This window comes from Marinomonas sp. AWM4_232, from assembly GCF_056158325.1.
Map to the genome: position 1 here is coordinate 3857701 of NZ_JBSWTA010000001.1, position 16118 is coordinate 3873818.

Annotated in this window: 15 protein-coding genes; 2 read left to right on the forward strand and 13 right to left on the reverse strand. The window is 43.9% G+C overall.

The genetic code is table 11. The annotated features are described in order from the left end of the window. The first annotated feature begins 37 nt into the window (after positions 1 to 37). A complete protein-coding gene (locus ACXAC1_RS18260) occupies positions 38 to 1063 on the forward strand; it encodes a methionine synthase (RefSeq protein WP_475063358.1) in 1026 nt (341 codons plus the stop codon). A 118-nt stretch (positions 1064 to 1181) separates the two neighbouring features. On the opposite strand, the gene ACXAC1_RS18265 is transcribed toward ACXAC1_RS18260, so the two are convergent. The 8 genes from ACXAC1_RS18265 to ACXAC1_RS18300 all read right to left on the reverse strand — a co-directional run bounded on the left by ACXAC1_RS18265 (position 1182) and on the right by ACXAC1_RS18300 (position 11709). Then, entirely contained in the window at positions 1182 to 3485 is a 2304-nt protein-coding gene (locus tag ACXAC1_RS18265; protein WP_475063359.1) for an FdhF/YdeP family oxidoreductase, read from the reverse strand. Between the two features lie 245 nt (positions 3486 to 3730). Beyond that, positions 3731 to 4942 carry a serine/threonine transporter SstT gene (gene sstT, locus ACXAC1_RS18270; RefSeq protein ID WP_475063361.1) on the reverse strand — a complete coding sequence of 404 codons (1212 nt, stop codon included), beginning with the start codon at positions 4940 to 4942 and terminating at the stop codon, positions 3731 to 3733. A gap of 202 nt (positions 4943 to 5144) precedes the next feature. Beyond that, positions 5145 to 5450 (reverse strand): STAS domain-containing protein, encoded by a 306-nt coding sequence (locus tag ACXAC1_RS18275; RefSeq protein WP_475063363.1) that lies wholly within the window; start codon positions 5448 to 5450, stop codon positions 5145 to 5147. A gap of 24 nt (positions 5451 to 5474) precedes the next feature. Further along, positions 5475 to 5780, reverse strand: coding sequence for a BolA family protein (locus ACXAC1_RS18280; RefSeq protein WP_475063364.1), 306 nt, complete (start codon positions 5778 to 5780; stop codon positions 5475 to 5477). A gap of 20 nt (positions 5781 to 5800) precedes the next feature. Beyond that, positions 5801 to 9244, reverse strand: coding sequence for an SbcC/MukB-like Walker B domain-containing protein (locus ACXAC1_RS18285; RefSeq protein WP_475063366.1), 3444 nt, complete (start codon positions 9242 to 9244; stop codon positions 5801 to 5803). 8 nt (positions 9245 to 9252) lie between these two features. After that, positions 9253 to 9900, reverse strand: coding sequence for a DUF4194 domain-containing protein (locus ACXAC1_RS18290; RefSeq protein WP_475063368.1), 648 nt, complete (start codon positions 9898 to 9900; stop codon positions 9253 to 9255). Next, a complete protein-coding gene (locus tag ACXAC1_RS18295) occupies positions 9893 to 11290 on the reverse strand; it encodes a Wadjet anti-phage system protein JetA family protein (protein WP_475063370.1) in 1398 nt (465 codons plus the stop codon). The genes ACXAC1_RS18290 and ACXAC1_RS18295 overlap by 8 nt, the downstream gene beginning before the upstream one ends. A gap of 41 nt (positions 11291 to 11331) precedes the next feature. Continuing rightward, complete coding sequence (locus ACXAC1_RS18300; RefSeq protein WP_133559865.1) at positions 11332 to 11709, reverse strand: sirohydrochlorin chelatase; 378 nt, start codon at positions 11707 to 11709, stop codon at positions 11332 to 11334. A 154-nt stretch (positions 11710 to 11863) separates the two neighbouring features. Here ACXAC1_RS18300 and ACXAC1_RS18305 point away from each other — a divergent pair, with 154 nt between their 5' ends. Next, positions 11864 to 12730 (forward strand): TIGR01777 family oxidoreductase, encoded by an 867-nt coding sequence (locus ACXAC1_RS18305; protein ID WP_475063372.1) that lies wholly within the window; start codon positions 11864 to 11866, stop codon positions 12728 to 12730. Positions 12731 to 12747: 17 nt separating this feature from the next. Here the strand turns inward: ACXAC1_RS18305 and ACXAC1_RS18310 are convergent, their stop codons facing one another. Genes ACXAC1_RS18310 through ACXAC1_RS18330 form a run of 5 tightly spaced genes read right to left on the reverse strand, consistent with a single transcriptional unit; the run spans position 12748 to position 16115 of the window. Then, positions 12748 to 13269, reverse strand: coding sequence for a DNA topoisomerase family protein (locus ACXAC1_RS18310; protein WP_475063374.1), 522 nt, complete (start codon positions 13267 to 13269; stop codon positions 12748 to 12750). A gap of 6 nt (positions 13270 to 13275) precedes the next feature. Continuing rightward, positions 13276 to 13626 (reverse strand): hypothetical protein, encoded by a 351-nt coding sequence (locus ACXAC1_RS18315; protein ID WP_475063376.1) that lies wholly within the window; start codon positions 13624 to 13626, stop codon positions 13276 to 13278. After that, entirely contained in the window at positions 13626 to 14360 is a 735-nt protein-coding gene (locus ACXAC1_RS18320) for an HAD family hydrolase (RefSeq protein WP_475063377.1), read from the reverse strand. Before ACXAC1_RS18320 ends, ACXAC1_RS18315 begins: the two co-directional genes overlap by 1 nt. Positions 14361 to 14362: 2 nt before the next feature. Further along, positions 14363 to 15361: a ferrochelatase gene (gene hemH, locus ACXAC1_RS18325; RefSeq protein WP_475063378.1), complete on the reverse strand. Its 999-nt coding sequence runs from the start codon at positions 15359 to 15361 to the stop codon at positions 14363 to 14365. Between the two features lie 10 nt (positions 15362 to 15371). Continuing rightward, a complete protein-coding gene (locus ACXAC1_RS18330) occupies positions 15372 to 16115 on the reverse strand; it encodes a hypothetical protein (protein ID WP_475063380.1) in 744 nt (247 codons plus the stop codon). Between the last annotated feature and the right edge of the window lie 3 nt (positions 16116 to 16118).

Consider the following 16118-nt stretch of genomic DNA (forward strand, 5'->3'; position numbering starts at 1 on the left):
ACAACTAAGAAATTCACACTGATAAGAGCAACGGAATATGAAAACACTACTGCCAACATCTACCGCAGGTAGCCTGCCAAAACCAGAATGGTTAGCGGAGCCTGAAACGCTTTGGTCCCCTTGGAAACTCGAAGGAGACCAACTGATTGCTGGGAAACAAGATGCTCTACGTGTCGCACTTCAAGAGCAGCTTTTAGCGGGTACAGACATCGTAAGTGACGGCGAGCAGACACGTCAGCATTTTGTGACAACCTTTATTGAGCACTTAAATGGAGTGGACTTTGAAAACCGCAAAACGGTCAAAATTCGCGACCGCTATGATGCCTGTGTACCTGTTGTGGTTGGACCAGTGTCTCGACAAAAACCTGTGTTTGTCGATGATGCAACGTTTCTACGTCAACAAACCAAACAACCTATCAAATGGGCTTTACCAGGTCCGATGACTATGGTCGATACCCTTTACGATGACCACTACCACAATCGTGAAAAACTGGCGTGGGAGTTTGCAAAAATCCTTAACCAAGAGGCAAAAGAGCTGGAAGCCGCGGGGGTGGACATTATCCAATTTGACGAGCCTGCGTTTAATGTCTTTTTTGATGAGGTGAACGCTTGGGGTATTGCCTGCCTTGAACGGGCAATCGAAGGGCTTAATTGCGAAACCGCCGTTCATATCTGTTATGGCTATGGCATTAAAGCCAATACAGATTGGAAAAAGACATTAGGTACCGAATGGCGTCAATACGAAGAAATATTTCCGAAATTACAAGCCTCAAATATCGATATCATTTCGCTGGAATGTCATAACTCGCATGTCCCTATGGAGCTTATGGAGCTAGTTCGAGGCAAGAAAGTCATGGTGGGGGCAATTGACGTGGCTAACCACACCATAGAAACACCAGAAGATGTCGCCGCAACACTTCGCGAAGCGTTGAAGTATGTTGATGCAGATAAGCTTTATCCGTGCACTAACTGCGGCATGGCTCCGCTTCCACGCGAAGTAGCACGAGGTAAACTGCAAGCCTTGGCGGCTGGTGCAGATATTATTCGTAAAGAAATTACTTAAATTAATTGTATGAGTTCAGATTAAATCTGACATGTAAATTTGAAGAAGTGGGATCTTGAAGTTGCCAGCTCCTAAAAAGTTGTTAGGAGCCGGCTGTTCAAGTTATTAGGAAAGTTTTTTACAAGATACGATTATTGTTTTCGACGTGCGGCTTAAGGTCCACCCCGATGCTTTTTGAAGTCGGTGTATCACTGAATTCCCCGATACTATCTAAAGGTACTAGCGGATTGGTTTCAGGGTAATAAGCCGCGATATTTCCTTCTGGAATATCGTAAGGCACGAGTTTAAAGCCTTTGGCTGTGCGCTCTACTTTGTCATCCCACAAAGAAAATAGGTCTACTTTCTGCCCTGCTTCGAACCCTAAACGCTCGATGTCAGATGGGTTGATAAACAACACTTGTCGCTCGTTTTTGATACCACGGTAACGATCATTCATACCGTAAACAGTCGTATTGTATTGGTCATGAGAGCGTAAGGTCTGCAGAACTAAGGATTGATCACTCATCATCTTACTCGCATTAAGGGGCAAAATGCTGATGGGTAGATCATGGGAGTGCATTATGGCTTTTCCAGCTGGGGTGTCCCATATGCGCTCACGTGGGTGACTACCTAAGTAAAAGCCTCCAGCTTGCTTGATCTTTTCATTAAATCCCGTAAAGGCAGGGAAGACATCGGCAATCATATTTCGAATATTGTCGTAGTCTTCAACAGTCGCCATCCAATCTATTGGAAACTCCCCTAGTGTCGCCTGAGCCATACTGGCGATGATCCATGGCTCTGAACGCATTTTCGATGACAGAGGCTCCATGACACCACCCGATGCATGCACCATACTAAATGAGTCTTCCACGGTAACAGCTTGCTCACCGTTCTGTTGAAGGTCTATGTCAGTACGTCCTAGACAAGGCAAAATCAGAGCATCTTTACCCGTAATTAGATGGGATCGGTTTAGTTTGGTACTGATCTGAACGGTTAAATCACATTGTTGAAGCGCTTCAGCTGTCGCTTGCGTATCAGGCGTTGCTGCAGCAAAGTTACCACCCAAGGCAATAAAGGCTTTAACCTTGCCTTCCTTCATCGCCCGAATGGTATCAACCACTGCGTATCCGTGTTCTTGGGGCGGCTTAAAGCCAAAGCGCTTCTCAAGGCTATCAAGTAATGCTTGGTTCGGCTTTTCGTTAATCCCCATGGTACGATCACCTTGAACATTACTGTGACCACGAACAGGACATGCCCCTGCCCCAGGCTTGCCGATATTGCCACGCAAGCTTAAGAAGTTGATGATTTCATGGATGGTGGGCACGGAGTGGTAATGTTGAGTCACCCCCATCGCCCAAGTGCAAATGGCTCGCTCTGCATTGGCATATTGATTAGCCGCATACTCAATGTCATCACGGCTAAGTCCTGATTGCTCCAGAATCTTAGACCATGACGTTTCGCGCACGAGCTCAATGTAGGCCTCATAGCCTTGCGTATGCTCTTTTAAGAAAGCCCAATCTAACAGACTTTCTCCTGCGTCTTCGCGTTCAAGTATATGTTTGGCCATGCCCCGAATCACCGCCATATCTCCACCCAGTTTCGGTGTAAAATAAGCGGTATTGAGCGGTTTAGAGGAATTTGTCAGCATTTCCACTGGGTTCTGCGGATGCTGGAATCGTTCTAACCCACGTTCTTTTAAGGTATTAAACGTTAATACCTGAGCGCCATTTTCGACACAGTCTCGCAGAGTATCAAGCATGCGCGGATGGTTTGTACCAGGGTTTTGCCCGAATACCAACACACAATCCGCTTCTTCAAAGTCATCAATCGTGACAGTCCCTTTACCCGCGCCAATGCTACTTGTTAACGCATAACCACTGGCTTCATGACACATGTTCGAACAATCAGGAAAGTTATTGGTGCCAAAAGCTCGAACAAACAATTGATATAAAAACGCTGCTTCATTGCTCGCTCGGCCAGAGGTATAAAACGCGCCTTGATGCGGCGAAGGCAACGCCTTAAGATGTTTGGCAATCAATGCAAACGCATCAGACCAAGTAATCGGTTCATATTTGTCTGAATCCGAATTATAGCGCACTGGCTCTGTAAGTCGTCCTTGATATTCTAAAAAATAGTCACTTTGCTCTTTTAACCAACTTACGGAATGCTGAGCAAAAAATTCTGCACCGACTTTACGAGAAGTTGCTTCCCAATTTACGGCCTTAGCACCGTTTTCACAAAACCGTATTTTGGCGGGATCGTGCTTTTCTCCCCATGCGCAACCAGGACAATCAAAGCCTTTCGGCTGATTTGTCTTAAGGAGAGTAAAAATATTTCTAGTGGCATTTCTACTTTTTAATAAGTGTTTAGTGGTGCTTTTTAATGCCCCCCAACCACCTGCTGGGCCTGAATATGGGGTAAAGTAAATATCATTTTTACGCATGCGACGCTTGATCCATAAAGCAAATCATGGCGTAAACAAACAGTCGACCATGACAATGGGTTAATAAGAACTAATCACAAAATAGCATATTGGCATAACTCGATACAGTCCCTACAGGTCAATAAGTTATTATGATCAGGTCTAGAATTAAGGTAGGCTGTATGATCACCATGTATCAATGATTGATAAAACTAAAAAAGCGAGCTTAGCGCTCGCTTTCAAAAACATTGTCGGCCAGGTGAATATTATACGCGTCGACAAGCAGCAGCAGTGAATAAAACATCTGTTGAGCTGTTTAACGCTGTTTCTGCCGAATCTTGTAAAACACCAATGATAAATCCGACCGCAACCACTTGCATGGCGATATCATTAGGAATATTGAAAAGACTGCACGCCAAAGGAATCAGCAATAAAGAACCACCTGCCACACCAGAACTACCACCAGCGGACACCGCAGCAATGATGCTAAGAAGAATGGCAGTCCCCATATCAACAGGAATGCCTAAAGTATTCACTGCTGCTAGAGTTAATACTGTAATGGTGATCGCTGCCCCAGCCATATTGACCGTCGCACCAAGTGGAATCGATACGGAGTAGGTATCCTCGTCTAAACCAAGCTTTTCACAAAGGGCCATGTTAACCGGTATATTCGCCGCTGAGCTTCGTGTGAAAAATGCGGTGATGCCACTGGATTTCAAACATTGAAAAACGAGTGGGTATGGGTTCTGACGAGTCGCTAGGAAGACTAATAGCGGGTTAGTCACTAATGCAATGAATAACATAGCACCAACCAACACAGCCAAAAGATGAGAGTAACTAAACAGTGCCTCAAATCCTGTCGTGGCAATGGTATTAGCTACCAAGCCAAATACCCCAAAAGGCGCTAGACGAATAACAAACCCTACCACAGTCGTAATCCCATCGGCCAAATTCTGTAACAACGCTTTTGTGGTATCAGAGGCCTGTCGTAGACCAATCCCGATTACGATTGCCCAGGTCAATATACCAATGTAATTACCATTCACTAGAGCATTAACCGGATTATCAACCATATTAAATACAAGGGTATGCAGCACCTCACCAATACCTCTTGGTGCCGCACGACTTAAGTCCGTTGCAATCAAATTTAATTCACTGGGAAAAACAAAGCTGAACATAACTGCTGTTACCGCAGCAATAAGCGTCCCGAGAATATACAGAACCAAGACTGGTTTAATATGTGTTTGCTGATTTTTCTTGTGATTTGCAATAGAAGCAATTACAAGTAAGAAAACAAGAACAGGCGCAATGCCCTTCAATGCCTTAACAAAAAAACTACCTAATATCCCAGCGGACTGCCCAGTACTGGGCGAAATCGTAGCTAAAATAACACCACAAACGATGCCAACAATAATTTGCAACACAAGGCTGCCATTCATGTAACGCTGAAAAAGCGTTGGGGTTGTGCTTAAAGCCATGAAAAATATCCATCATATTTTAAGAGCGTGCACCATAAAGCATCACGGTCAATAAATGAACCTTTTTGATGAAATTGTTACTTTAAACAGCCATAAAATAGATAAATCACAAGTTTTCTGAAACAAGCAATATGTAAGATAACTCATCTAAAGATTCAAAACGCACCGTAATGGCACACATTTCTTAAATCGAGTTCACTAATTAAGTTATCGAGAATCTTTTGTCGAAACGAGAGATCATCAAAATATTACGAATGAACTCATTAGCGCCGTCTATCCGGATTTCGATATTTTCACCGAGCGCTACTTTCATACTCAATAACATTCCTAGTGCGGCACTATCTAAATACTCAACACTTTCAATATTAATAACGAATCGTTCGTAATGGCTACCAACGAAACTCTCATATGATGTACGAAAATCATTAAATAAGGAAAAATCAAAACTTCCTTCTATTCGAATTTCAACTGTACCGCTTGCTTTTTTTTCAATGACCGTAATACTCATATGCTAATGTACTCTTCCATTTAATTAATGCCCTCCCATGCAATCTGGCGATTGCGGGGATTCATAACGGCGAGCTTCCCACTCTTCGTCTGTATATAAATGTAGTGCTAAGGCATGAATTTTCTTCATTTGATCAGTTAAAGCACCATATACCAATTGATGGCGTTGCACCGCACGCTTCCCTTCAAACACATTACTCACTAAAGTCAGCTTAAAGTGGGACTCACTCCCTTCTGGGACATTGTGCTTGTAGCTTTCGTTTTCTAGCTCAATGTGGTGAACATTAAACGCTCGCTGAATGGTTTCACTGATTTCGTTTTCTACGCTCATACTAACTCCACGCACTGCGTTTACTCTGCTGCAACCGTTGTTTGGTCTGCGCTGTTTTCATTATCCAACTCATGGTCCCCACTGAGCAAGGCTTTACCACGCTGTTGTGGGTAAGCAACATCAATCGATACCGCTCCACCTTCACGCCACACACTGATAATGGTATCCATATTGGCTGCCATCACTGCACGCTTATCATCCGGTGCCGCCGCAATCACTTGTAGACCGATATCACGCATAAAGCCCATACAAGTGGATGTTTTCGCCATATCAATCTTGTTGAAGGCCTCATCAAACATCGCCAATGAGAAGCCACCAACAATATCACCATCCATTGTTTCATGGAGACGATAAGTGGTAGACAGTGCCGCGGCAATCGCCAAGTAGAACGGAATTTGGTGCTCACCACCAGAACCCGTCTGTATACGCTGGGACAATGTTGTTTTCTTCTGACCATCTAAATCTAAGATATCGACTTCGAAGTTATAAAACTTACGGTAGTCCGCTAAATCTTTCTGCTTCTCTTCATCGCTAATCAGTTCTTGGATAACAGCGATCGCTTTCGCATGCTCTGGATCACCTGTTTGCTCAGGATCAAACAATCCACCAACATTAGCTTGATCATGGTCACTGAATTTCGCCACTAAATCCAAGATATCTTTCATATCACCGTTCGGGTAGAAACGGAACTGATACACCTCTTGGTTAAATGGACGTCGTTTCAAGCTATTATTCAACTCTTTGATGATCAAAGCCACCTGATCCAAAGAGTCCTTCAATTTCGACACATAGTCACTACGGAAGGTTTCTTCGGCTTCACGACGAGCAAGCTCTGCACGTTTAGCGTATTTCGCCAATTCCGTTTCACTTAGCAAGTCGATCTGATAAGTCACATAATGCTCGAATTCTTCAAATTTTGATTCGAGGTAATCAAGCTGAATATCATCATCCAAACTACTATTGTGATATTTAGCATAGTGATCAGCCACCTCTTTACGAACTTTCTGATCAAACATTTTGACTTTTTCAGTCGCTTTTTCAGAACGACTCATAGCCTCTTTGTAAATCGCTGCACCGTTGACCATGCTGGATTCAAGCAGGTCATAGCGTTCACTAGCGTACTCGGCATTAAACAATGGACTAGAGGTAATGCGTGTACGCTCTTCATCCAACGCTGATAGCGCTTCAGCGAGTTGGTTCTTCTGTGTGTTCAAAGAACCATATTGCTCAGCGATCTGCTGACGTTCACGGTCTAACTTCTTGCGCTCAAGCTCAATCGATTGAATACGTTCTTTTAAGCTATCAATACGTTCTTGCAAATCTGTATCATCACGTTGCTGTAATGCTGCAATTTGAGCTTCTACATCAGCGAGGTCTTGGGCAATACGGGTATTGGCAACACCGGCTTCCTGAAGTGCTTCTGCGTCAAATTGATTAGCTGCCATAACACGTCCTAACATAGAGTCAGCTTGCTCTAGTCGTTGGTCCGTTTTCATGTAATCCATCAATTCGCCGCTCAATTGTTGCAATTGCGCTTCTCGAGACTGACGCATGCCGTCGGTATTGATACCCACCATCATATGAGGCATGAAGCGGATTGTCGAAATCGTACCGGACAGCTTTAACATGCCATCTGCAGTCATAGCACTGTCTTCACGTAACAGTTGACGCTCAGTATCGACCGGCTTGATACCACCTAAACGGCGATTCAAGTAAGCTTGAGCATGATCATTATTACAACGAATAAAACGCAAAACAGAGTTTTGATCACCACGATTCAACCATAGGCGCGTTTGCGTGGTATCAATCACGCGACAGCCCATTAACTGACGACGGTGGGCACGGAAAATACGAATCGCCTCTTCTGCGTCATCTGGCTCCACGATCAGTGCTTCACGCTGGCTACCCAAGTAACCTTCAATGGCATCTTGCCACTTGTGATCCGTTACTTCTGCTAAATGACTAAGTGGTGTCGCCTTAATGTTGGCTTGGTCTAATAGATCAATCAGGCGTTTTACATTGGGTGATAAAGGACTTGAGCCACCTTTTAGAGATGAGACATCGGCTTCAAGCTGGCGGCACTCATCTTTTAGATTCAGGATATTACGGTTTAGCTGTGTACGCTGTTGGAATAAAGCGCCCTTACCTTCATCTAAGGCATCATTGATTTTAGCCAGTAAGCGACTTACCGCTTTCGCACTGCCTAAAATGTTACCTTCACTATCAATAGAACTCACTAAAGATTGCGCTTCAGTAATGAGCTCTTTAATTTCTTTGGATAAGACATCATCAAATACTTGCAACGCTGACAGCAATTGCATGACTTGATGAGCTTGAATCACCATTTTCCGGTCTTGTTGACCTTCCAACGTCAGCAGTTTTTTACTCTGTTCAAGCTGCTGTAGCTTCAGACCAACATCAGAATGCTCATATTGCTGCTCAAGTCGAACCAGCTGCGTTTGCAACTGCTTAAGTAAGTTCGCTTGGGCGACGATTTCTTCTTCGATCTCTTCTTCACGCTCTTTGAAGTTTTCATATTGATCTTGAATCTCGTCTTGCTTGCTACCAAGCTGATCGAAGCGGGCCTCTGTTGCAATCCACTGGTAGTTCACGACCGTCTGTTCTTGCTGGTGCTTCTTCTCACACTCAACTTGAATGGCTTTAAGATCATCAATACGCTTTGCAACTTCTTGCGTCTTGGCTTCAAGCTGACGATATTCGCTCAATGATTTTTGATAAGCCCCTACCTGCAAAGGCTGCTCGGCTAGGACGAAGTCTTGAACAAATCGAGTGGGCGATGCAATCGGAACAAACTTAAGAGCGTTCTTGAAGTTTTTAAGGAACGAATCCAACGTGATCAGCTGTTCAGAACTTGGGCTCAACTCTTCCAAGTAACGATTCATGTACTGTGTTGCAGAAGCACTACCTGACTTAATGTACGGATCCAAGCAGACCTTTTTCATTGCTTCACGAACTTCTGGCCAAGGCTTCGCCTTGTATTGTTTCTCGCCTAGAGTTTCGATGAAATCTTCACGACGAACACCGTAGTTCGACAGTACAAAGCGCCCAAGCACATCTTCTTCTGGACTTGCTAGCGATGCAGATAGACAAAGTCCTACCGTTGACTCTTTACCAGTGTTTGAGTCTTCAAACACCAGTGCAAGGTATGAAATAGCATCTTGGCGTGTTTGCACGCCGTTGACTTTTTCACTGGCTTGGCCAGAGTCAATCATACCCAGAATATAGGAACGGATGCTTCGCCCTGATGCTTTACCGTCGTTAGCGCTGGCGTTGTAGTTTAAGTGACGCTTACTCGCACCAGTAAGCACTGTCTGAATAGCGTCCAACAAAGAAGATTTACCGGAACCAGTCGGACCGATGATGGCCGTATTGCCACGAACGTTAATTTCTTCAGCACCCAGCAAGTACCAATTTACCAGAACAATTCGATTTAACTTTTTCATTCTAATTCCTATTGCGTCACTTGCGATTCGTCTGGGTTTTGCTCAACTTGTTCGTCTAGCACTTCATCTTCTTCTGGATCCGCACCATTGAACGACTCCAACTGGCGAAGATACGCTTCAGTTACAATTAAGCGTACGACTGGTGTAATGTTGATCATTAGATTTTTGGCATCTTCTTCATAGGCCTTACCACGAATAATCACGCCATGTTTGCTGAACAGTGTAAGAATATCTTTGAAACGCGTCTCAGTCGGGATTTCACGTTTCACTAACTGAACATAACGTTCGAGAATAGCCACACTATTTGTCGCCACGAAACCATTGTCGATTTCAAAGTTTTCAACTTTCTCTTCGTAGATTTGGCGCAACACCAACAAAAATAAGGTTTCATCCGTCTTTAAGCGAACAAATGCTTCACGCTCAACTGGCAGAAGCCCAGCAAGACGCTCATTTTCATTAACGTAAAGCTTCATACCAAGTGCGTCGAATAGATTGCCAAAATACTGCTGGTACATTTCAACCAACAAAAAATGACGTCGTTGACCATGTTTGAAAGCGCTGACAAATTGGTTTGCCAATAAGTAGTTCGCAGTTTGCTGAAATTCTTGTGGGTCTTTACCGGACTCTTCTACGACCCGTTTTAATTCTCTAAGCATTCGATTTGCTCCTGCGCACTACGTTAAACTCTCTACATTCGACAAATTCGCGAACGTTTATAAATTGATCGGTAAAGATCACATCAAATGATTTTTCGATTCGCTTTGCATTGATCCCTAAAGAGCCAATGTAACGAAGGTGATCAAAACAAACAAAATCTTCTACAGATTCAATTGTGAAATCTAAGATATGCATCGCAGTTTTTTCTGATAACTGACGATCCAAATAGCCTTGTAGCTTAGTAACACTCACTTGGCGCGCTTCGTGGAAGCGTCGCTGACGATCCCTAAAGGCAATGGCCGACTGAGATACTTCTGCTTGTGTAATAACCCTCGGTGGAGGTGGCTCACGGCGCTTCATTGGTTGTGCACTGGACTCTACACCCACGATTTTTGTGCCGACCACATTTTTCAATACCGGTAAACTATCAAACTTGGCCACATCCGTAATAATGCCGGCCACTTTATTTGCCAAACCAGGACGAGATGAGTCCATGTATCGCGCGGTATCGGCAGCACGTTTTTCAAGGCGGTAACGGTATTCGTCAATACGTTCTAAACGCTGCTCAATCGTACTAAATGTTTGAATAATATCACGACAGTCTTTCTCGACTGCTGCTAGAGCTAGATCCACAGAGATCAACTGTTGATCTGCATAACATTGCGCGATATTCCCCATCAAACTTGGCTCAGCTAGGAAGCCTTGGGTTAGCTCTAGAATTTGGCGGCGGAATCGAAACGGGTTATTACTGGTTTTGATAGTTTTGTAGTCAGCAATCAAGATGCCTTCGACAAATAAATCAAAAAAGCCTGCCACAATCTCTTTAGGATCGCGTTTAGCAAACAAATCGCGCTGAAGGCTTCGAATGCCTAATAGAATTTGGTTTAGATGGGCAGAGAATTCACGGGCTGCCTCAGCGGTTTGGCTAAGGGTAACACCACGATCAAGTGGATGGTTAGCAACGGATTCAAGGTTACTCAGAATACTAAGTACTGTTGCACCATAGTTACGCTTACCATGACGGCTAATTTCAACGAGCGATCGCAACAACATCGACACTTGAGGTGACATCAGCACACTAACACGATACAACTCTTGTTCTTCTATCAGCCAGCCTGTATTCACTAAGCGATGATAGATACGCAACGCATATTCATGGATCGTTCTAGGTGAATCAAACCCATCTTTGTGATCGTCATGCCATGCTAAGGTATCAAGTTTATGGAGCGAATCTTCGATCGCTTCAATAATGGCTGACTTTTCTTTTATAGGATCTTCTGCATGATCATAGAACACGTCAGAAAGATCAAATAGTACGGCTTCTATAAGCGCTTTATTGGAGCCCGACAGAGCCTGAAAGATCTCATCGGGCAAATGGGTGAATAGCATTCAGAACCAATCCATTCATTTAAGTAAGCTGACTGTATATGTCACTCTGACGTCAGCTTGGAGAGAATAGCCTGCTCCATTGCCGCAACCACCTCAGGATCATCCCCGATCGGGTCAAGCAGTGTCAGAGTGCGATGTTCAGTATTTAATTGTGCAAGTTGCTCAGGTACATCAACACGTAAATGTCTACCTTGTGCGAAGAACAAAGGGTATACGGCGATCTGAGCAGTCTCACTTGGTAAAATTTGCAAAACATCTTCGATAGAAGGCTTGCACAATTCCATGTAAGCCAACGTTACCTTATCTTCAGACACGACACCAGTAACCCTCGACAATAACTGCTCAAATGGCACCTTCCAACGGGGATCGCTGCTTCCATGTGCTAGTAAAATAATGTGGTCAAATTGCTCTAGTTGCATGCTCATACCTTATGTTGAGGAGTGTATTTTACCGATTAACCCTTTTAAAAAGAAGGGACTAGCGATTTTCATTTGTCCTAGCGTAAAAATCCTGCTGATCTAACATTCAAAAAATGTCGTACACTTAAAAAACCATCCTTCTAAGGAGTGAGCAATGAGAATTTTAGTGACGGGAGCGAATGGTTTTATCGCTAGCAACCTTTATCCGTTATTGACGGCTGCCGGTTACGAATCGGTTGCGCTTATTCATAAGCACCAAAGTTCAATTCCCTCTTACGTGCGAAAGATCACTTTAGATGAATTACCTGGAGAGAATTTTGATGTCGTCATCAATCTTGCTGGGGCGAATATTGCAGCTCAACGATGGAGTGCTTCACGTAAGGAAACGCTCTATAACAGTCGAGTTGGCTTTACCAAAGCTCTCTTTAGCAAGCTCACTATTAAGCCAAAGATACTCTTAAATGCCTCTGCAGTGGGCTATTACGGCTTTGATAGCATCAAGACATTCAGCGAAGAAAGCGATCCCAATGGAGGCTTTACACACGAGTTGTGTGCAGCTTGGGAGCAAGAAGCCGCCCACTTGCAGGACCATGGTGTCAGAACAATTATTTTTAGGCTAGGAGTGGTGTTAGGCCATGGCGGTGCCTTGGCCAAAATGAAACTCCCATTCCAGATGGGACTAGGCGGTAAGATAGCGACCGGTGAGCAATTCTTTCCATGGATACATATCCATGATGTGTGTCGCTTCCTTGTGACAGCCATAGAGCAAGAGTCGTACTCTGGACACTACAATTTAGTAGCCCCGCAGACCATCACTCAAGGGCAGTTTGCCACAGCTTACGCAGATGCATTGAATAGACCAGCACTTCTCACAACACCGTCTTGGTTGCTTGACAGAATATTTGGCGAAATGAGCTGCTTGCTAACACAAGGTCAAAAGGTAATCCCCAAAGCATTAGAGGAGGCATCATTCAGCTTCGAATTTCCAACCATCGAATATGCTTTAAAAGACTTAACTTAAAACGCTTTTGTGGAATACTAGCCGCGAAGCTTTCTGGGCACTGGCTGACAATTATCATCAGGTAAGGTATGTCTACATTCAGGGTATTTGATACACCCCCAAAAATGCCCTTTTGCCCCTTTCTTACGAACCAGATAGTGACCGCAAGCACGACACGGATACTTGCGGGCTGAGGCAGGCTCTCCGTTCACATCATCTAACGTAGCCTTACATTCGGGGTAATTGCTACAGCCCCAAAATACATTTTCAGAGTAAGTTTTCTTACGCAATTGCCCACCACATAGTGGACAAAAGAACTTTTTAGCCCTAACTGGACGCCCTTCTTCATCATTAGCAGTGTAGTCACAACGTGGGAAATCCTCACACCCCCAAAACGATCCGTTCTTACCTTTCTTTAGAACTAATGGGTGCTGACACTTAGGGCAACGATAACGTTTACTCGGCGCACCGATATAACCAGTGCTATCATGGCTTAAAAACTCCTCCTCCCAAGCACTGGATGTATGAGTAAGTTGATCGTTGCCTTCGTCTTGACTCAAGGGTGACTACTCCGATGTACAATTAAGCTTATCTTCTTCTGCACATTTCTGTGAGTTGATATAGGACTTAACCTTATCTACACCATTGCGTGCAGCATCGGCTGTTGCATTGCCAACTTCTTTAGTTTTTTTCCAAGCCTTACTATCAGCAATGTCTTGACCCACTTCTTTCGAACGATCCACGGCATCACCCGCTACTTCACGAGTACGGTCAGCCACATCTCCAGCAACATCACGAGTCTTTTCCGCCGCATTAGAAGCTGATTGTTTAATTGCGTCCCACGTTTCATTGGCGTGAACGGGAGCAGTCACGGATAGGGTCAATACCAAGCAAGGCAATAATAGTTTTTTAAACATTATGATCTAACCTCTCCAATCAAATGGAAGTGATTTCTTATCCAACTTTCGATTTCCGATGCCGACGACACGGATTGAATATCTGGGTATTGCTTCAACTCTTCGTCTGTTACTTGTTCATGACTCCAAGTCGTATGATATGGAACGTGTAACGCATGAGCTCCAGCATCTAATACTGGTAACACATCCGAGCGTAAAGAATTACCTATCATTAAGACTTCACTCGGCGCTAACTGTAAACTCTCAAAGACCTTTTGGTAATTAGCCACTTTTTTATTGCTAACTACCTCATACCAATCGAAGTACTCACCTAGACCAGACCGAGCCAGCTTCCCCTCTTGATCCAACAAGTCCCCTTTCGTAATTACCATCAATTGGCATTTACCTTTTAAGGAGTGTAATAGATCTTCTATACCTGGTAGCATATGAACAGGCGCTGCCAACATCTGCTTCGCCAACTGGATAATTTCATGTACTTCATATCCAGTAATGCGACCTTCAGTTAATGAAATTGCAGTTTCAATCAGTGAAAGCGTAAAGCCCTTTATACCGTAGCCAAAGTTCGACAGATTTGAGATTTGGACTTCGTTAAGCCTTTCTAAAATGTATTCCTTTGAGTGATAAGAAGACAGCATTTCTACGAAATACTGTTGTGTACTGAGAAAAACGTCTTCGTTACGCCACAAGGTGTCATCAGCATCAAAGGCTATGGTTGTAATTATGGGCTTTTGCAAATCTACTTCATCCATTGTTTGGTGTTTTCAAGCACCAAAGTTTTATACAGTTCAACATGATCATCGCTATCATTTAGCGCTGGAATGTAATCAAAGTCTTGACCACCTGCGTCTGTGAACTCGTCACGTAATTGCATATCTATTTCTTCCAGCGTTTCAATACAGTCGATTGAGAAAGCTGGACTGATCATATTCAGTTTAGTAACCCCCTTTGCAGGTAAACCCTTAATGGTTTCATCAGCATAAGGTTTTAACCATTCTTCTCGCCCAAAACGAGACTGATAGGCATGAGTATAGTCAGACTCTTGCAAACCTAGTCGCTCTACAACCGCTTTTGTAGTGGCTTCACAACGTGATTGGTAGGGGTCTCCTTCAATCACGTAACGCTTAGGTATACCATGATAAGAGAACATCAAGTGGCGCTGCTCACCTTGTGCTTGCCATTGTGCCTGAATACTTTTCACTAAGGCATCGATGTATTGCTCATGGTCAGCGTAATCTTGCATCAGTGATAAAGCCGGCCAGTGCGGGCAGCGCTTTAGCGAAGACATCAGTCGATCATAGGCCGCTGCGGTCGTTGAGCGAGAAAATTGCGGGTACATCGGCAAAACAAAAATCTTATCGACGTTATGTTGACGGAAAAGCTTCGCTGATGCTTCAACGCTTGGCTGACCATAGGTCATAGCCATTGAAACAACGAACCGTTGCTCTCCATCATCATTCAATGCCTGATCAAGTTTATGCGCTAGCCTTTGTCCCAACACTAACAATGGAGAGCCTTCGTCCATCCATACTTCTTGATAGACTTTGGCTACTTTTCTGGGACGAATATTTAGAATTACACCATTTAAGATGGGTTTCCAAATCCATGGATTTACGTCCACAACCCTTGGATCGGATAGGAACTCTTTTAAATAACGTCGTACCGCACCAGGAGTTGGCGACTCGGGCGTTCCGAGATTCATTAACAGCACCCCTATTTTTTGGGTATCCAAACTCATACTTTTCCCGTTAACTAGGTAATATAAAATGTTTCACCAAGACATGCCCCCATACGCTTAAGCACATCGCCAGTACGGTCCATTGCAGTACTTTGGATTCAAACCTTGAAACAAGGACATATTTTAACACCAAAGCACCGACCGCCAACCCTAAGCCATTGGCCAACATGACTGGCCAAGAAATACCATAGCTAACCTCGTCTGGGGGGAGCGCGACAAAACCAATTAAGGCACCTATCATAGCCATACACCAAAGTACATAACGATTAACTGGGGTGAGCTGGTGTAATCCAGACAATATCCAACCACCAACACACAGACTGATGGTTTGACCTATCTCCAAGATCAGCCCTGACCATAAAGACAGAGGCCCCGATATTGATAAACTGTTCAAGCAACGATACCGACTGACAATCAGTGATAAGACTGCCCCAACTACCATGAGTAAAATCAAACTAGTCAGCGAAAATGGCAAAAGAAATAAACACTGAACACCGATAAAACCACCTAATGAGACCCCGGCAGCCATTCGAGTGATACGTTCGACTTCAAGCTCTTTTCTATTCGGATAAACCAAAGACAATGAAAACAGTAGCAAGCAGGGAAACAGGCTAATGAATACATTCAAAAAGCTCAGTGTATCGTCAGTTAATAGCAGCGAGCTTGGCAAAATAATCAGGATAGGATCAATACGAAGTGGCTTGCTGACTAGCGCACCAGCAAAGCTGGCTAAAAAAATATAAAATAACAACATAGG